Annotated in this window: 19 protein-coding genes and 1 tRNA gene; 6 read left to right on the top strand and 14 right to left on the bottom strand. The window is 38.4% G+C overall.

Going from position 1 to position 17,086, the window contains the following annotated elements:
• Positions 1-26 precede the first annotated feature (26 nt).
• From A0F92_RS06765 to glpK, 10 genes are all read right to left on the bottom strand, one after another.
• Positions 27-1,367, bottom strand: coding sequence for a vanadium-dependent haloperoxidase (locus A0F92_RS06765; protein WP_253810238.1), 1,341 nt, complete (start codon positions 1,365-1,367; stop codon positions 27-29).
• Positions 1,368-1,751: 384 nt separating this feature from the next.
• Positions 1,752-2,222, bottom strand: a complete 471-nt coding sequence (locus A0F92_RS06770) for an HvfX family Cu-binding RiPP maturation protein (RefSeq protein ID WP_167516878.1) — start codon at positions 2,220-2,222, stop codon at positions 1,752-1,754.
• 123 nt (positions 2,223-2,345) lie between these two features.
• Positions 2,346-3,098 carry an HvfC family RiPP maturation protein gene (locus A0F92_RS06775; RefSeq protein ID WP_068243287.1) on the bottom strand — a complete coding sequence of 251 codons (753 nt, stop codon included), beginning with the start codon at positions 3,096-3,098 and terminating at the stop codon, positions 2,346-2,348.
• Positions 3,085-3,915, bottom strand: a complete 831-nt coding sequence (locus A0F92_RS06780; RefSeq protein WP_068243290.1) for an HvfB family MNIO-type RiPP peptide maturase — start codon at positions 3,913-3,915, stop codon at positions 3,085-3,087. Before A0F92_RS06780 ends, A0F92_RS06775 begins: the two co-directional genes overlap by 14 nt.
• A gap of 76 nt (positions 3,916-3,991) precedes the next feature.
• Complete coding sequence (locus A0F92_RS06785; protein WP_068243294.1) at positions 3,992-4,273, bottom strand: hypothetical protein; 282 nt, start codon at positions 4,271-4,273, stop codon at positions 3,992-3,994.
• A gap of 213 nt (positions 4,274-4,486) precedes the next feature.
• The gene (locus A0F92_RS06790; RefSeq protein ID WP_068243297.1) at positions 4,487-4,756 is read right to left on the bottom strand and encodes a hypothetical protein; all 270 of its coding nucleotides are present in this window, start codon (positions 4,754-4,756) and stop codon (positions 4,487-4,489) included.
• 72 nt (positions 4,757-4,828) lie between these two features.
• On the bottom strand, positions 4,829-5,428 hold the full coding sequence (locus A0F92_RS06795; RefSeq protein ID WP_253810240.1) for a sigma-70 family RNA polymerase sigma factor: 600 nt from the start codon (positions 5,426-5,428) through the stop codon (positions 4,829-4,831).
• A 72-nt stretch (positions 5,429-5,500) separates the two neighbouring features.
• Positions 5,501-6,208: an MIP/aquaporin family protein gene (locus A0F92_RS06800; protein WP_068243300.1), complete on the bottom strand. Its 708-nt coding sequence runs from the start codon at positions 6,206-6,208 to the stop codon at positions 5,501-5,503.
• 70 nt (positions 6,209-6,278) lie between these two features.
• Positions 6,279-7,838 carry a glycerol-3-phosphate dehydrogenase/oxidase gene (locus A0F92_RS06805; protein ID WP_068243304.1) on the bottom strand — a complete coding sequence of 520 codons (1,560 nt, stop codon included), beginning with the start codon at positions 7,836-7,838 and terminating at the stop codon, positions 6,279-6,281.
• Positions 7,839-7,873: 35 nt separating this feature from the next.
• Positions 7,874-9,373 (bottom strand): glycerol kinase GlpK, encoded by a 1,500-nt coding sequence (gene glpK / locus A0F92_RS06810; RefSeq protein ID WP_068243307.1) that lies wholly within the window; start codon positions 9,371-9,373, stop codon positions 7,874-7,876.
• A 1,070-nt stretch (positions 9,374-10,443) separates the two neighbouring features.
• On the opposite strand from glpK, the gene A0F92_RS06815 reads away from it, so the two are divergent.
• Positions 10,444-10,986: a hypothetical protein gene (locus A0F92_RS06815; RefSeq protein WP_167516879.1), complete on the top strand. Its 543-nt coding sequence runs from the start codon at positions 10,444-10,446 to the stop codon at positions 10,984-10,986.
• A 14-nt stretch (positions 10,987-11,000) separates the two neighbouring features.
• The gene (locus A0F92_RS06820; RefSeq protein WP_068243313.1) at positions 11,001-11,429 is read left to right on the top strand and encodes a hypothetical protein; all 429 of its coding nucleotides are present in this window, start codon (positions 11,001-11,003) and stop codon (positions 11,427-11,429) included.
• A 320-nt stretch (positions 11,430-11,749) separates the two neighbouring features.
• On the opposite strand, the gene A0F92_RS06825 is transcribed toward A0F92_RS06820, so the two are convergent.
• Positions 11,750-12,085: a type II toxin-antitoxin system PemK/MazF family toxin gene (locus tag A0F92_RS06825; RefSeq protein WP_068243316.1), complete on the bottom strand. Its 336-nt coding sequence runs from the start codon at positions 12,083-12,085 to the stop codon at positions 11,750-11,752.
• On the bottom strand, positions 12,075-12,308 hold the full coding sequence (locus A0F92_RS06830) for a hypothetical protein (protein WP_253810242.1): 234 nt from the start codon (positions 12,306-12,308) through the stop codon (positions 12,075-12,077). Before A0F92_RS06830 ends, A0F92_RS06825 begins: the two co-directional genes overlap by 11 nt.
• Here A0F92_RS06830 and A0F92_RS15540 point away from each other — a divergent pair.
• The 4 genes from A0F92_RS15540 (at position 12,290) to A0F92_RS06845 (ending at position 15,422) form a co-directional block, all read left to right on the top strand.
• On the top strand, positions 12,290-12,550 hold the full coding sequence (locus tag A0F92_RS15540; RefSeq protein WP_167516880.1) for a T9SS type A sorting domain-containing protein: 261 nt from the start codon (positions 12,290-12,292) through the stop codon (positions 12,548-12,550). The genes A0F92_RS06830 and A0F92_RS15540 overlap by 19 nt on opposite strands.
• Positions 12,551-13,053: 503 nt before the next feature.
• Entirely contained in the window at positions 13,054-13,590 is a 537-nt protein-coding gene (locus A0F92_RS06835) for an outer membrane beta-barrel protein (protein WP_068243319.1), read from the top strand.
• A 12-nt stretch (positions 13,591-13,602) separates the two neighbouring features.
• Positions 13,603-14,229 carry a hypothetical protein gene (locus A0F92_RS06840; RefSeq protein WP_167516881.1) on the top strand — a complete coding sequence of 209 codons (627 nt, stop codon included), beginning with the start codon at positions 13,603-13,605 and terminating at the stop codon, positions 14,227-14,229.
• 245 nt (positions 14,230-14,474) lie between these two features.
• Entirely contained in the window at positions 14,475-15,422 is a 948-nt protein-coding gene (locus A0F92_RS06845) for a T9SS type A sorting domain-containing protein (RefSeq protein ID WP_068243325.1), read from the top strand.
• A gap of 90 nt (positions 15,423-15,512) precedes the next feature.
• On the opposite strand, the gene A0F92_RS06850 is transcribed toward A0F92_RS06845, so the two are convergent.
• A tRNA-Met gene (locus A0F92_RS06850) sits at positions 15,513-15,586 on the bottom strand.
• Between the two features lie 43 nt (positions 15,587-15,629).
• The coding region (locus tag A0F92_RS06855; RefSeq protein ID WP_068243328.1) for a transketolase C-terminal domain-containing protein at positions 15,630-17,086 on the bottom strand (1,457 nt) is incomplete at its 5' end.

Raw genomic sequence — 17,086 nt, forward strand, 5'->3', positions numbered from 1 at the left:
TGGCCATTCCCAAAAAATGATTCGGATTATTCTTTGTAATTTTTTAACAATTTACTCATTACAATTAAACCAATTTCTTTGCCCTGAGCATAAGCATCCCAAACAGAGGGCAGGTAGTGTATACCACCATAAAACCGACTCATAGACACTTCACGGGCTGCAGAATCTAATGATGGGAAACTTCTATCGGGCCAGCCCCAATTTCTTTCACTGGAATCTCTGAATGGCGTTTCATTGCCGTAAATGGTTTTTAACACAGCAGCCGATGCACTTGATATGGTGGAGTGTGCGCTATTGTATTCAGGAAACGGAGGGGTTTGTAAATAGGGTTTCCAGTTGGGATCAATGTACTTATTAATAAAGGTTTCGGGTCTTACCAAATCGTAAGTATATTTTGCATACCAGGAAGCAATAAACGCATCGAATATACCCAATGAAACACCGGTGTAGGTGTACACGGTTTTATAGAAATCGGCATTTTTATTTTTGGCAATGGTACCTGCAATTTCCATCCAATGTCCACAAGGTGTCATGGCTTTGGTTGCAAACATGAGGTGACCCTGTACATGCAATTTAAAGCTGTTACAATCCCAAAAATTGGCAATCCATTTTTGGTTAGAATCTAAATGATTGCCGGTTTCCTGCACTTGTTGTGCCATTTTGTAAAAGGGGCTGCCGGGTTGTTTACTGAATGGAATGGGCCCGGGTGCTTTGATCTGGCCGGCTGAATCCATCACCAGGGTTCTTATAGTCATCCACTTGGGTTCTACTGCATCAAAATAGCCGGGTGGAGTGGGTTCCCAATGTCCTTCCAAATTGGTAACAGTAAATCTTGCGCCACGGGTTTGTGCATAATTATCTTTTTTACTCCAACGAATAATGGCATTGGCAACAGTTGTTGCATAAGCCACTGAGCTGGTGTACATTTTATCCGGCATGCCCGACTGGCGTACTACATCTAACAACGAATCGGTAATGTGTTGCATTTTATCTTGCGAAAAAGTTAACTCCTTCCCTACTTTTAAAAATGCAAGGGTTGCAGCAAAGGGATAATCTATAGCAGTTTTTTCTTCAGCAGTTGGCGCAGGAATACTATCTAAATCTTTAATTTTTCCTTCCAGCGTTTCAAAATGTTTTCCTTCCTTTGCCAATACTTCATAAGCTGCCAAATTGGAGTAGGCAAATACACGAGAGGCTACCGGAGGAGTAAAAATATCATAGATAATTACATAATTTAACTCATGCTGCATTTGGGTGTACAACATGGGGTCATGCGTAATTTTTTCATACGCATTTTTAGGTTTGCATGCTACCATGAATACCATTGCCATTAGAAAAGGTGCAACCGTTTTCATTATTTTTTTCATGTGTTTATATTTATTATTTTTTAATTGTAACATAAAATTCGCCTATTATCATCCCGATTGTTATTAAAGATGATATGATTATAACTCATTTCACCATTATTTTTTTGAATACCATTTAAAAAAGAAAAACCATGAGCATTCATCACATGATATATGCGATAATCCTCATAGTTCATCTAACTTTCATTTTGCTGCAAACCATCTTAAAAAAAATAGAATGTTTTAATGAGTGTGCTGCAAAACGAGCAATAAATATAAGTACATTTCAGAAAATCATAAAAAAAAGGTAATAAAATGCACTTAAACTACCCTTTTGAAACCAATTTTAAATTTTGAGAACCGATATCTATTGTTAATTGTACAAGCTGTTTATCTAAAAATTTATCATGAAGTGATGGACATTTTTTTAGTAGATGTTTTTTTAGCAAGTAGGTAATCTATACTAAACTTACCCGCACCAAAACTAATTAAGGTAAGTAACATAATGATATAATACAATGGAATTTCAAAACCATTATTTCCTGCTTCAAACCCATTGCCCCAATGGGCAGTGCGAATGGCCACCAGCATTACAATGATCAGCGGAATGGCAATAAAACGCGTACCCAAACCCAGCAGCAATAAAATTACACCAATACTCTCGGTAGTAGCGGCTAAATATGCGTTGAAATGCGGTGCAGGAATACCCAGGGTTCCAAACCAATCGCCTACTGCATGTATATCGTTCCACTTCATGGTGGCAGGACCCAAAAAACCATAAGCCAATACCAACCGAATCAACAGCAAAGGAAATGAACCCGCTTTTGTGGCTCCATTCAAATATTTTGTGCACAGGGTATTGATTGAATTTTTCATGTTTTTTTGATTAAATAGTTGTTGATGAATGAAAAGTTTAAACGGAGTTTTTGCTTTATTGTAAAGCGGTTTCCCATTGTATCGGGTTACTTTCTATTTATGCAGGAAAAAAATTAATAGCAATCAGTTATCTGCAAATCCAATAATCAATTGCTGCATATACGCTGTTTCAAAAAACTGTATTACGGCCTGTTTATCAGTTTCAGTTAATATCAATTGAAATTCACTTTCTAATTGCTCTATTAACTGCTTTACAGAAAGTGGTGTTACTGACAGGTATTCTATCATACGCACCAATGCAGGCGAGAGATCGGTAAATAATACATCGCCATTGGTATTTCTGTAGCCAGCTATAAAATAATTGCCTTTGTCGGCTTTGGTTATGGCTGTTGCTTTTTTTTGATGTACCGGATAGGGCAATGCCATTAAAGTATGTTCAGGATTTAATACTAATTTACTAAATACCACATCACCCAATGTAGTATGGGGTACCGTTCTGTCTTCCATCATAAACAATTCAACCTCCATCCACTCATATTGCATAAGCGCTGCCAGACAGGGATATTGTTGAAGCAATGCGTGTTGACTATTCAAAACAAACTGATAAAATTCTTTGGGCATATACCAAACCTGCGGAGAATGGCAGGAATGGCTACTGAAAAAAAACTGCACTACTTCATCCCATTCTTGTTTAGTAACCAGTTCACTCATAACGGGAAAGGCATTGCGTAACATATCATCTATTACATTGTATACCAACCTTCTATATTGTTGTACATGGCCGGTATGTACACCCGGAATATGATTCCATTGTCCGGTTCTGCAATACCCGGCTAATTGGCTTTGATAGCTTTGAGTAAGATTATAAGGTTGCATATATAGCTGGTTGTAAGGCTTGTTGTTTAATTTGGTTGAGTTTATTTAATTCATATTGCAGTTCATGCAATTCAGGTATATTAAAATCACGTTCCAATAGTACCGGCACATCGCGTTGCAACTGCTGTATGGTAAAAGCAAACAAATCATACACAGGATCTATGATAGCTTCTCCATGCGTATCTATAATTAAATCATCGGCAACTTTTTCGTGCCCCGCCATGTGAATATATTTTACCCGTTGCATAGGTAATTGTGCAATAAATGTTTTAGCATCGTACTGATGATTAAAGCTATTGACATACACATTATTCACATCGAGTAACAAATCGCAATTCGCTTCTTCCAGAATAGCATTAATAAAATCTATTTCAGTTAGTTCAGGCGCAACAGGTGTGTAATAACTTACAATTTCAATGGCTATTTTTCTCTCCAGAAAATCCTGTACCTGTTTAATATTTTCAGCAACATGATGCACTGCTGCTTCGGTAAAAGGTATGGGCAATAAATCGTATAAATGTGCATTATCACATTTGGCATAACTGAGATGCTCTGAATATAGCACAGCATTGGTTTGTTGCAAAAACTTTTTTACCTGCTTTAAAAAAACAAAATCTAACGGATCCGGGCTACCAATAGAAAGTGACAACCCATGCGTAAACAGAGGATATTTTTCCAATGCTTTTTGAAATTGTTTTTTCCAATAGCCACCCACTCCTATCCAGTTTTCAGGTGCTACTTCTATAAATGCAGGATGCAGGGTGTTGCTTTCAGCAAAATCGGCTGCAAAATCTTTTCTATAACCTATGCCTACCATAACATTTATTTGTGGTGTGAAACAATAAAGCAGGCAACCCTATTCATAGCGTTACCTGCTTTTGTAAAACATAATTTTAGTTACCTGATTTTTTGGTGCTGCCGCATTTGCCTTCGCCACATTTACCATCTTTTCCTTTTTTCTTGGTTTTAGTGGTATCTGATTTTTTTGTTGCACCACATTTTAACTCAAAATTGTTATTACTAACATCTTTTGCATGCAGGCCTGCAATTACTTCGTCTGCAGAAGTTACATGATTGTAACGAATCAGGCTGGATGCATTGGCATTGATTCCGGCTACTGTTAATAATGCTCCGGCTAAAATTGAACCGGCAAGGATACTTTTTTTGTTTTCCATTTTGTACTTTTTTAAATGTTTAATGAATGCTTATACCCAATAGTCGAAGAATTATATACATACTGACAAAATGATGAAAAAAAATTTCTACCCATCAGAAAGCATAGTAAAAAATGCAGAATTGCAATATACGCTACGTCAAAAATGAAACAAAAAGTGTTTCCTGTCTAAAAAAGAAGGTGGGTAGCACAACTTGTAATAAAATTATTTTTGTTATTCGCGGAGAGGAAGGACTTTGAGAATGCGTTCTTTTAATGAAGTATTATCAGATGTACTATTATCTGTATCCGTTTCATCAGCCTGCAGCCATTCATCTATCACTTTGCTTTGGTGTTGGTAATGTACACAGAGGTCGCAAAGACTTAAATGTAATTTTAATTTTATTTTTTCTGTCCATGACAGGGGCATCAGTGATTTTTTTTCAATCAATTCCGTTGCTTTTAAACAGGAAACCATCAATGACCGCATTACCTTCTGCTTCATAAATTTATTTTTACTGCATATGATTCAAAAAATTAAAACTGATTACATTATTTATTTATAAGAAGGTACTGATTATTTAAACCAATGTACATCTAAACATTTTCGCAACTGTAATTTAGCCCTGTGTATTATTTGCCAAAAATTAGTAGTAGAAATCTGCAATTCCTGACAAATTTCCTCTCCACTTTTTGCCTCTAAATATTTTAAATGTAAAGCCGAAAACCAGTGTTTGGGCAATTTATCCATACAATTGTTCAGCACTGTTGCAAATTCTGGAATATCTAACAAATGCAAATCGGCATCCTGCCAATTATCTTTCCGTATTTCGTTCATGCGCCAATGGCCATTTTCATCAAAAAAGCTTTCAATCAAATCATCGCCACGCTGCAATAATTCATCCTGCCACGATACTTCCGGCATTTTAAAACATTTACGGAAATGATTGGCAATTTTAATGTTAAGAATACTGAACAACCAGGTTTTGGGTTGACTTTTGCCCTGAAATGTATGGAATGATTCTACTGCCGATAAAAAAGTATCCTGCACCAAATCTTCGGCCAGTGCTTTATCAGAGGTTTTGTGCCAGGCCCACTGAAAAAGTGTATCGGTATATTGTGCTACCCAACATTGTATGGTTGCGGTTTTATTTTGCAGGTCCATTACATTATCCATGTAATAAAAATATATTTATTTTTTGATAACACAAAATATCGTGCACTTAGTATCCGGCGCTTTAAGTAAATTTTAAGTTATAAGTTCAAAAACAAATGCAGCCAACAATGCACCAATAATGGGCCCAACAATGGGCACCCAGCTATATTGCCAGTCGGTAGTGCCTTTCCCGGGAATGGGCAACAGGGCATGCATGATACGCGGACCCAAATCGCGGGCCGGATTGATGGCATAGCCTGTAACACCCCCTAAACTTAAACCAATGGCCAGTACTATGAATGCCACCGGTAATGCATCTAACGTACCGAGGCTTTGTGCAGGAGCAGACATTTTGAATACACTGAACACCAATACAAAAGCACCTATTATTTCAGTAATTAAATTCCATCCATATTTTCTAATGGCAGGTTCGGTGCAGAAAGTTGCTTTAATTGTACCCGCATCATTAGGTAAAGCATAGTGTTTATAAAAAGTAAGCCATACCAGCAACGATCCTGTCATGGCACCTAAAATTTGTGCAGCAATATAGCCGGGTACCAATTGCCAACTAAATTTACCTATGGCTGCTAATGCAATGGTAAAAGCAGGATTTAAATGCCCACCGCTGGCTTTAGAAGCCACAAAAACCCCTACAAATACCGCCATTGCCCATCCAAAAGTAATTACTATCCAACCACCACCATGGGCATACGTGTGTTTTAAATTTACATTGGCAACTACCCCATTACCCAATAAAATTAATAAAGCAGTGCCCAAATATTCGCCTAATAATTGATGCATGACCATTTGCAGGATTATTTTGTTTGAATGTAAGTTGTTTTGTTTAGGGAAAAATAAAAGCAAGAACTCATTACAAGATATATTGTTTTGCCAAATTTGAAAAATTCAATATTTGCGCCTCTTTCCATTCCTTTGTGTGATTGAGTTCCTTCTGCATTAATGCTGCTACTATTGGTGCCCCCTCCACAGCAGCTTTTGCATCTAATAATAATAAGCGTATTCTTCGTGCCAACACATCCTCTATGGTTTGTGCCATTTCATTTCGAACAAACCAAATTACTTCAGCCTGTGTATAGGGATAATCAGGATGTAATTGGCTTGCCCATTCCTTATTTTCTTTCATAATATCCTGAATAAGGCGGGCATTGGTGCCATACAGATGCCAGTGGGTTGAAAAATCGATGGGCCATCCCCATTTACCAATGGGTAAAGTAGCAGTTACGGCAGGCTTTTTGGTTAATTTACCCAATTGTATGGCATGGTTGATTACATCGGCGGCCATACGGCGATAGGTTGTCCATTTACCGCCGGTAATGGTAATTAATCCGGAAGCCGATACCATAATGGTATGATCTCTCGATATCATGGAAGTATTTTTCCTTGCTCCCTTTTTCCGAACCAAAGGCCGTAAACCAACGTACACGCTTTTAACATCACGCATTGAAATGGGATTGCTGGCATAAATATTATAATTGTCAATAATAAACTGAATTTCTTCTTCTAATGGTTTGGGTTCTGTACTAATTTGTTCAACCGGTGTATCGGTAGTACCCACTATAACTTTGTGGTGCCAGGGAACGGCAAATAATACCCGCCCATCGGTGGTTTTAGGCACCATCAGTGCCTGCGTTGATTGAAATTTTTCCATATCAATGACCAAATGTACACCCTGTGAAGGAGCAATGGAATCGGGCATTTCCGGGTCATCTATTTCCATTACTGAATGGGCAAATACACCCGTGGCATTAATAATGGCATTGGCAGTTACGGTATATTTTTCGCCGTTGATATGATCCTGAATTACGACTCCTGTTAATTGGCCGCTTTCGTTTTTTGTAAATGAAGCAGCAGCAGCATAATTTAAAACAGTGGCACCATAACGGTGTGCCGTTGCTGCCAAATCTATACACAACCTGCTGTCATCAAACTGCCCATCCGTGTATTGAATCCCTCCTTTTAAATTACCGGTTTTAATAAGTGGCAATGCTGCAATGGTTTTCTTTTTAGACAATAAGCGGGTTCTGCCAATTCCCCAGCCAATCGATAAAAAATCGTAAAATGTAAGGCCTAAAAAATAGAGCCATTTTTTCCAAAATGAATATACCGGTACAATAAATTGCTGGGTGTGTGCCAAATGTGGCGCATTGCGTAATAAGCGCCCTCTTTCTTTTAAAGCGTGCATTACCAAACTTAAATTACCTTGTGCCAAATAACGTACCCCACCATGTACCAATTTGGTAGAGCGGCTGGAAGTGCCTTTTGCAAAATCAAATTGTTCAACCAGCAAAGTACTGTAGCCTCTGGTTGCGGCATCCACAGCCGTACCTAAGCCGGTAGCGCCCCCACCAATAATTACCACATCCCAATGGGGCGTAGCACGGATATTTTGGATCATTTTTTCTCTTTTCATAACATCCCATCGCTTAATATTTAAAAAAATTTTTGCTATTGCGTATTATTGGCCCAATGAATGGTAGCCCTTACAGCTCTGTGCCAGCCCTCTAACAAATGGTTGGTTTCAGCGGCAGTTGCCTGCGGTTCAAATGTTCTATCCATTTGCCATAATGCTGCTATTTCTGCTCTGCTGCTGTAAAAGCCAACAGCCAGTCCGGCCAAATAAGCTGCACCTAAAGCAGTGGTTTCAGTAATGGCCGGCTTTACTACTTTGCATCCTAACACATTGCTTTGAAATTGCATGAGTAACTGATTGGCAGTAGCGCCGCCATCTACCCTTAGCTCATGAATGGCAATACCACTATCGGCCTCCATTGCTTTTAACACATCTACTGTTTGGTAGGCAATACTTTCAATTACGGCACGGGCAATATGTGCAGGGTTGGTACCTCTTGTTAAACCGGTTAACATGCCCCTGGCTTCCTGATTCCAATACGGTGCACCCAGTCCTGCAAAAGCAGGCACTATATATACGCCCTCTGTGTTTTTTACCTGTACAGCCAATGCTTCAATATCGGCAGTATGCCTAATCAGGCCCAACCCATCACGCAACCATTGTACGGTAGCGCCGGCCATAAATACGCTTCCTTCCAAAGCATATGCTGTTTTACCATTAATTTGCCAGGCAATGGTGGTTAACAGGTTGTGTTGCGAGAGTACAATTTTTTCGCCGGTTTGCATGAGCATAAAACAGCCGGTGCCATAAGTGTTTTTTACCATACCCGGTTCGGTACACATTTGCCCGAATAAGGCCGCCTGCTGATCACCGGCAATTGCTGCAACGGGTGTGGCTGCATGGGTTAAAATGGCATGTGTTACCCCATATACTTCACTGCTGCTTTTTACTTGTGGCAGTATTTGTGGGGGTATATTCATGAGTTGCAATAAATCATCATCCCATTGCAGGGTATGAATATTGAACAACATGGTACGTGATGCATTGCTTACATCGGTAGCAAATACCTTACCGTTGGTTAGCTTCCACAACAACCAGGCATCAATGGTGCCAAAACACAAATGGCCATTTTCTGCATTCGCTCTGGCGCCGGGTACCTCATCTAATATCCATTTTAGCTTGGTGGCCGAAAAATAAGCATCCATCACTAATCCTGTTTTTCGTTGAATGGTATCGGCTAAGCCCTGTTTGCGCAAAGCATCGCAGTAGGTGGCTGTGCGGCGGTCTTGCCATACAATGGCATGGTACACCGGCTCACCGGTACGTTTATCCCATACCACGGTGGTTTCGCGTTGGTTGGTAATACCAATGGCTGCAATTTGCGGCATGGTAATTTTAGCTTTAATTAGAGCTTCGGCGGCCACACTCATTTGTGTGCTCCAAATTTCATTGGCATCATGTTCCACCCAACCGGGTTGGGGAAAATACTGTGTAAATTCTTTTTGAGCTACCGCAACAATATTGCCCTTTTTATTAAAAATAATGGCCCTGCTGCTGGTAGTACCTGCATCAAAAGCCAGAATAAATTTTTCCATACCGCCATCGTTTGGTTGGAAGGTAATAAATTATATGCACAATAATATACAAAATAAAAATAAATTACATGTTTATATACGGCACCTATTACATAACATTGTGCGTTGATGGGTTATTATCGATAAGCCTTTTGATGCACAATGAGCATGCCTCGCATTCAGGTTACTATACATCCTGCAATATGAAAACAGTGGTATCAAGGGCTATAGTGTTAAACCTCCATTTTTAATAATACCATTTCTAAAAAGGAGTGGTAACTAAACCCCTTTTATCGCAATTGGGCAACAAGGCATTCGTATACATTAACCTAACATAAAAAAAACAAGCATTTTTAAACACGTTGCAAATAAACATACTCAGCCATTCATCCCACTTATTTATCGATCATACACATTTAAAATTATAATGCTTTAAAATTACCAACCCCGGAAAAACACCCCCACAATACTTTATTTGTTTTGATTGTATTTATAGATGAAAAACTTTTACAACAGGGCAATTGCTTATTGCAATTTCCACTACCACCCAAACCCTGAACCCGCCAATACAAGCCATACGCATCATTTACCCTAAACAGCCTGATTCATTTTTGTATCGGCTTTAAAAACCGGGTAAAATGTAAGAAATAACAGGGCAATACCCCATGTCAGATGACATTCAGGCATATTCTATACAACTTCGGTTTTCAACGCTGTTGAGTCGAATCTGTCTCGAACATGTCTCGAATCAATTACCCCAAAAAAACCTATTTTTCGATGCAAAACTGCAATAATGGCAGAAAAACACCCTGCCTTGTTCAGATGTTAAACTAAAATTAGAAGCGGAAACTAAGCAGATTGTACGAGCACAGTTGTTAACAAAAGCAGAGATAACACATTCAAAACATTAGTGATTGCACTACGTAGAAATACGTTATTTAAATTGAATTTTTCCGTATATTTTTATGGCATAACATTTTACTGTTATGTTTTGCATTTATACCAATATACCTGCTATACCCCGCAGCCCCCCCTGCCTGCTGTTCATTACCTTTTGTACCATTTCATTTATTCACCAAAACATCTTTTTTATGAAAGTTTACCTTAGTTTTTTACTCCTACTCTGTTGCACCCTAACCGCACATGCCCAATTAGAACAAGGCACCTGGTTGGTGGGTGGTAGTGGGAGTTTCAGTAAAATACAAAATGATAATAATACAATTTTCACTACTATCCATGCCAACCCAAGAATTGGCTATTTTTTAGCGGACAGACTTACAACAGGAATACATGCAATGTATTCTTATCAATCAAATGATTATAGTTATAATGGAGGAGGGATATATAGCCATAGTTTATTCTTTGGAGTTTTTACCAGATACTATTTGTTAAAAAATGAACATTTATTGAATGTACTAACAGAATTAAGTTACAACTATGGATATACGGGCATTGATGGATATTATACTATCATGAATAGTGGAAAACATGGATATGCTTCGGTAGCAGCCGGTCCAGTATTATTTGTTAATAGTGCCATTGGTATAGAAAGTACAATTTCTTACTTATACAATGGTTCTCAAAACCATGGTTTCAAATTTAATTTGGGAATTAATGTTTATTTATTAAAATAATTAAATTAAAATATATGAAACAAATAAAATTTTTATTTCTAACAATTTCTATATGCTTTATTTTATCTAAAGCAAAAGCACAAACAGGTACATATAATATTAAATACCAAAGCGTTAGTGGTTTAAGTACCGGCGTTTGTAATGCATTAAATAATTCAACTCCACCTAAAATTGGAGGTTTTTACCATTATCCGATTAGCGGTGGTGTTAACTATGATGGTAATGAGTTGGTATTAGGCACACAATATAGTACAAATTCCGGTACTAATTTAGGAACAGCCTATGCCATTCATTTTCCTTTTAAAGCCGGTTATTTATATCAATTTTCAATGAATGTAAAGGGAATAGATGGGGGTAATAACAATAACTATCCTACTGTTTTTACAACACTTTCTGATCAAATACCAGACCCTAATACTACTAATAACAATCCCACCGGATGACAACAACATGCTCGTTAACAAATAGGTGTGGCTATTTACAAATCCTGTTAAAAACACACTTACCATTCAATTGCCCGATACTATTTACTTAGCGGTTCCACATTGACGATATAGCTGTTTTCCGTGTTCCTTCTGCCCACTGCATTTGCAGATTAAGGATACAAAAGCTTATTGTTTATTCTGTTATCTTGCATTATTCGTTCTTTAGCATTGAAACATGAAAATATTAGCCAATACCGAAGTTGAACAGTGAACAAAACGCTGAGAATATATTCTTTGCCTCGCCACATTGCCAATGCAATGTTAATTGTGGTGCTTTGTTATAAATCTAAAATAATTTTCAAATTTTCTTTGAGTTGAATTACCTGTTCATTCGTCAGCTTGCCCATTCTTTTTATAAAGCGCTTATTGTCTATGGCTCTTGGTTGGTCAATCAAAACATCACTCAACTTTGGCAGTTGTGATTTTTTGAGGTGAACTCTTAAAATTTTTGCTTCTGGCTTAACATTCGTTGTTATTGGGCATACAATAGTGGATAAATGTGTGTCATTAAGAAGATCTGTCTGAACTATTACTACGGGTCTTGTTTTGCCAGGTTCTGTCCCAAGGGTTGGGTTCAGGTCTGCAAGCCAAATGTCATACTGCTTATATTTCATCAGCTAATTTTTCGAATTCGTCTAAAATTTCTAATGAACTTTGAGCTACAAGTTTACTTTCCTTGGCAAGTTTCTTTTTTAAGGCTTGTCTTTTGTTGAATTGATTGTAAAGGTTAAGTGCTTCATTTATATAGCGGTTTCTCGCAATATTTAACTCAGCAACAACTTTTTCGGTTTCTTCAAAAACACTGTCGTCAAGTTTGAGTGAAAGAGTTTTCATCATCTTCTTTTCAGCAAAAGTATATACTTTTAGTATATCCTACAAATTTAACCGTTCGGTTTTATACATTACAGCTATCTAACACCTTTATTATTATTACTAATTTAGAGGGCAGGCGTATACTTGCTCTACATCCCAATCAACTTAACCCGGTTATTACCACTGCCAATTGGGCGGCCGGTATGTATCTGGTTTCCATTTATGAGGGTACTAAAAAAATAGCAGTACAACAAGTACTGAAATAGGAGTATATTAAACAAATATTTACTACAAAAACTAATAAACTTAACAAAAAAGGCTGTCTAAAAAGTAAAAAGGAGGTGGCCTTTTTTAGTTCAATTGTTGAAGTTAAGTTATCCATAAAGGATTTTAGGGTTTTGTTTTTCCCCTACCGGTGGGTGTCCCCACCAACCGGAATAAATCACAGCCAGTAAGCATGAAAGAGGGATGAAACAGCAACTGCCACCCGCGCATGGACACCGCTCGGCCTCATTCGGTTGCCATTAAGAAAATGACGGTGGTGGGCTTCTCCAACCGATAGCAATAAAATGAATGAATGATTAAAATAGGTGATTTCACTACGTAGAAATACGTTTTTTTAATAAAATTTTTAGTATATTTTCGAGGCATAACATTTTACTGTTATGTTTTGCATTTATACCAATATACCTGCTATACCCCGCAGCCCCCCTGCCTGCTGTTCATTACCTTTTGTACCATTTCATTTATTCACCAAAACATCTTTTTTATGAAAGTTTACCTTAGTTTTTTACTCCTACTCTGTTGCACCCTAACCGCACATGCCCAATTAGAACAAGGCACCTGGTTGGTGGGTGGTAGTGGGAGTTTCAGTAAAATACAAAATGATAATAATACATCAAATACCACAATTTACACAAACCCAAGAATTGGCTATTTTGTTGCAGACAAATTATCTACAGGAGTACAAGCCATATATTCTTACCAAATAAATAGATTTGGTGGACGTGGGCTTAATGATCATAGCTTATTATTTGGAGCATTTGCCAGATACTTTTTATTAAATAAAGAACAACCTTTAAATCTGGTCTCGGAATTGGGGTATTATTATGGATATTATGGATCTGATGGTGTTTATAACATCGTAAATAGTGGCAAACACAGTTATATAAGTCTTGCTATAGGACCAACTTTTTTTATAAATAGTGCTATAGGAATAGAGAGTACTATATCTTATTTATTTAATAGTGCTCAAAATAATGGATTACACTTAACAATTGGAATCAACGTCTATTTATTCAATTAAAAAAATAATATTATGAAATACCTAATGATGCTAATGATAGTTGTTTTAATATTTTCCTACAAGACAACAAAGCTATATGCACAAAGTAATTATAAAATTGATTATACTGTAAACACAGCTAACCTAAATACATCAAGTTGCAATGTATTTGCAATTGCTACACCGGCATCTATCAATGGATACAAACATTTACCATTATCCGGTGGTGTTAACTATGATGGTAATGAGTTGGTATTAGGCACACAATATAGTACAAATTCCGGTACTAATTTAGGAACAGCCTATGCCATTCATTTTCCTTTTAAAGCCGGTTATTTATATCAATTTTCCATGAATGTAAAGGGAATAGATGGGGGTAATAACAATAACTATCCTACTGTTTTTACAACACTTTCTGATCAAATACCAGACCCTAATGTTACTAATTCCAATCCCACAGCCTGTAATGCAGTACCGCAAACCAATTGGGGATTTTTATTGGGCTATCCTGTTTTATATTCCTTCCAAACTAATGATACATTCCAGGTCTATAATTCACCAGGTACCTATACTGCAACTGCTACTAAAACACCAAAATATTTATTTATTTTAGCATATGGGGGGGTAGTTCACCAAATCAGGTCTTCATCAAAAGTGTAACCATTACTGAAACACCTCCTACTGCTTTCAAATTAACTGCTTCCAACACTTCCATTCCTTGCGGCAATGCGCAACCCATTACCTTTACTATTACAGGAACCGGTGTTCCACAAGGGGCTTCCCTAAGTTACCAATTTAATGTTGGCACGGGTAACAATGGCTGGTTATACAATGGTACCGCTGCCCCATCTAACATTACCTCTTCTTCCAACACCCTCTCACTTACACCGGTTTGTGGCAGTGTATTGAGTAGTATAAATGCCACAGTTTCATTCAACGGCACAAATTATACTACCAATTCAGTCAATGTTTCCATCACACAACCCAATTTATCTATTAATGGGGTTACCAGTTTTTGTAGCGGAAGCAATCATTATTTTATCAATAATTTACCCTGTAATGCAACGGTGAGCTGGTCTGTTTCTCCTTATGGTATTGCCAACCTTTCTACTAATGGCAATACAGCTACACTTAGTCAAACCGGCAATGGAGATGTTATTCTGCAGGCTGCTGTTAATAATGTATGTGCACAAAATTACCCTTCTATTTCACAAACCATTTATATTGGAACACCTAACCCACCCACTATTACCAATTTAAATTATGATAATACCTGCGGCACATTTGTAGAAGCCTATTGCGATGTTCCGGCTAATACCACGGGGTTTATTTGGAATTTTAATTATGGTCAGGTGGTGCAAAATAATCCCGGTACATCCGGTAACTATTTTTTGTTAAAACCATTGGGGCAAAATAATGTTGGTTTTACCTATTATGATTATTTAAGCGTACAAGCCACCAACAATTGCGGGGTATCGGCAGCCAGTGCCACTTCCTCTTTTACCATTGGGCCTATTGCTTCCAGCTGCGGCAGTGGTGGCGGCGGTAAGGGTTATTTAAGTACCGGCCCGGTTAATAGCCATGCGCTCGTAGAAAACCCTATTACTATTCACAAAAATGTACGGGTGTTTCCGAATCCTGTTAGAACTTCACTTACCATTCAATTGCCCGATAGTATTCACTTATCTAACACCTTTATTATTATTACTAATTTAGAGGGCAGGCGTATACTTTCCCTACATCCCAATCAACTTAACCCGGTTATTACCACTGCACATTGGGCGGCCGGTATGTATCTGGTTTCCATTTATGAGGGTACTAAAAAAATAGCAGTACAACAAGTACTGAAATAGAAGTATTTTAAACAAATATTTACTACAAAAATCAATAAACGTAACAAAAAAGAGGCTATGTAGTAACACTAGCCTCTTTTTTTGTAACAGTAGCGAGGATGGGAATTGAACCCATCACCTCAGGGTTATGAATCCTGCGCTCTAACCAACTGAGCTACCTCGCCATTTCGGGCTGCAAATATAGTATATCGTATGGTTTGGCAAAGTTTAGTACGCTAAAAGTTTCGCTATTCGTTTTTCAATACCGGCCACCGAGGGCAACATGGCGGCCTCTAATGCCAGATGAATAGGTACTGCAGGTGTATTTAAAGCGCCTAACACCTCTACCGGAGCATCTAAAAACTGATAACAACTATGTGTTATTCTATAAGCCAATGCTTCAGCAAAGGCATTGTTTTGCTGCTCTTCGGTAAGCACCAACACTTTTCCATGGCGGATAACCGTTTCATCAATCGTTGCCTCATCCAACGGAAACAAAGTACGCAGGTCAATCATTTCTACCTGCCCCGGAAAAGCCTGAGCCGCCTGCTTTGCCCAATATACCCCCATGCCATAAGTAACCACACAGATAGATGTACCCTGCTTTATATGTTGTGGTGCTGCCTCCATTACCCTTGCTGCTTTACCCAATGGTAATACATAATCGGCCGCCGGTTCCGGCATTTTGGCCCCTTCGGTACCAGGTACTTTGCCCCAGTACAAACCCTTATGCTCTAACATAACCACTGGATTAGGATCGTAAAAAGCAGCCTTCATTAACCCCTTCATATCGGCCGCATTAGAGGGATATACTACTTTTATACCTTTAATAGATAAAAGCGTACTTTCAATACTACCACTGTGGTAAGGACCACCGCCACCATAAGCACCGGTGGGTATGCGCAATACCATTTGTACGGGGAATTTGCCATTACTGAGGTAGCATGATTTGGCTATTTCGGTAACCAACTGGTTAAAACCGGGGTAAATATAATCGGCAAACTGTACCTCAACAATGGGTTTTAAACCGGCAGCCGACATGCCGGCAGTAGAACCCACAATATAGGCCTCCTGAATGGCAGTATTAAATACCCGGTTATCGCCAAATTTATCGGCTAAAGTGGCTGCTTCTCTAAACACCCCCCCTAAGCGCCTGCCTACATCCTGGCCGTACAATAAGGCTTCGGGGTGGGCGGCTAAAATTTCTTCAATGGCATGTAAGGCCGCATCTACCATTAACACTTTTTCTGCGGCTTTAGGGCATCTTTCGCCTTTTTCTTCGGTAATGGTAGTGGGTGCAAATACATGATCGGTTACTGTTGCCGGATTGGGTTCGGGTGCAGCTACTGCTTTTTCAAATGCCCCATGTGCTATTTGCCGGGCAGTAGTTTCTATTTCCAGAATATTTGTTTCGGTAATGCCCGCTTCCAGTAAAGTTTGTCTCAGATGCGGCATAGGATCATTTTCGTTGTGTTGTTGCAGGTTTTCTTTGCTTCGGTAAAACTCTCTTCTTACTCCACTGGTGTGGTGCCCTAATAAAGGTACGGTGGCATGCACCAGCACCGGTTTACGTTCGGTTCTGGCATAATCAAACGCCTGTTGCATGGTTTGGTAACTTTGCACAAAGTGTGCACCGTTACATTGTAGTTTATGCAAGCCTTTAAAACCATCGGCATATTCAAATG

This window comes from Hydrotalea flava (assembly GCF_001623405.1).
GTDB classification, from domain to species: domain Bacteria; phylum Bacteroidota; class Bacteroidia; order Chitinophagales; family Chitinophagaceae; genus Hydrotalea; species Hydrotalea flava.

Bases quoted from the DNA above. Each gene is read 5' to 3' on its own strand.
- A0F92_RS06765 (WP_253810238.1), bottom strand. From the start codon at position 1,367: ATGAAAAAAATAATGAAAACGGTTGCACCTTTTCTAATGGCAATGGTA.
- A0F92_RS06770 (WP_167516878.1), bottom strand. From the start codon at position 2,222: ATGAAAAATTCAATCAATACCCTGTGCACAAAATATTTGAATGGAGCC.
- A0F92_RS06800 (WP_068243300.1), bottom strand. From the start codon at position 6,208: ATGCATCAATTATTAGGCGAATATTTGGGCACTGCTTTATTAATTTTA.
- A0F92_RS06795 (WP_253810240.1), bottom strand. From the start codon at position 5,428: ATGGATAATGTAATGGACCTGCAAAATAAAACCGCAACCATACAATGT.
- A0F92_RS06830 (WP_253810242.1), bottom strand. From the start codon at position 12,308: ATGATGAAAACTCTTTCACTCAAACTTGACGACAGTGTTTTTGAAGAA.
- A0F92_RS06805 (WP_068243304.1), bottom strand. From the start codon at position 7,838: ATGAAAAGAGAAAAAATGATCCAAAATATCCGTGCTACGCCCCATTGG.
- A0F92_RS06790 (WP_068243297.1), bottom strand. From the start codon at position 4,756: ATGAAGCAGAAGGTAATGCGGTCATTGATGGTTTCCTGTTTAAAAGCA.
- glpK (WP_068243307.1), bottom strand. From the start codon at position 9,373: ATGGAAAAATTTATTCTGGCTTTTGATGCAGGTACTACCAGCAGCAGG.
- A0F92_RS06825 (WP_068243316.1), bottom strand. From the start codon at position 12,085: ATGAAATATAAGCAGTATGACATTTGGCTTGCAGACCTGAACCCAACC.
- A0F92_RS06820 (WP_068243313.1), top strand. From the start codon at position 11,001: ATGAAACAAATAAAATTTTTATTTCTAACAATTTCTATATGCTTTATT.
- A0F92_RS06780 (WP_068243290.1), bottom strand. From the start codon at position 3,915: ATGGTAGGCATAGGTTATAGAAAAGATTTTGCAGCCGATTTTGCTGAA.
- A0F92_RS06785 (WP_068243294.1), bottom strand. From the start codon at position 4,273: ATGGAAAACAAAAAAAGTATCCTTGCCGGTTCAATTTTAGCCGGAGCA.
- A0F92_RS06775 (WP_068243287.1), bottom strand. From the start codon at position 3,098: ATGCAACCTTATAATCTTACTCAAAGCTATCAAAGCCAATTAGCCGGG.
- A0F92_RS06840 (WP_167516881.1), top strand. From the start codon at position 13,603: ATGAAATACCTAATGATGCTAATGATAGTTGTTTTAATATTTTCCTAC.
- A0F92_RS06835 (WP_068243319.1), top strand. From the start codon at position 13,054: ATGAAAGTTTACCTTAGTTTTTTACTCCTACTCTGTTGCACCCTAACC.
- A0F92_RS06815 (WP_167516879.1), top strand. From the start codon at position 10,444: ATGAAAGTTTACCTTAGTTTTTTACTCCTACTCTGTTGCACCCTAACC.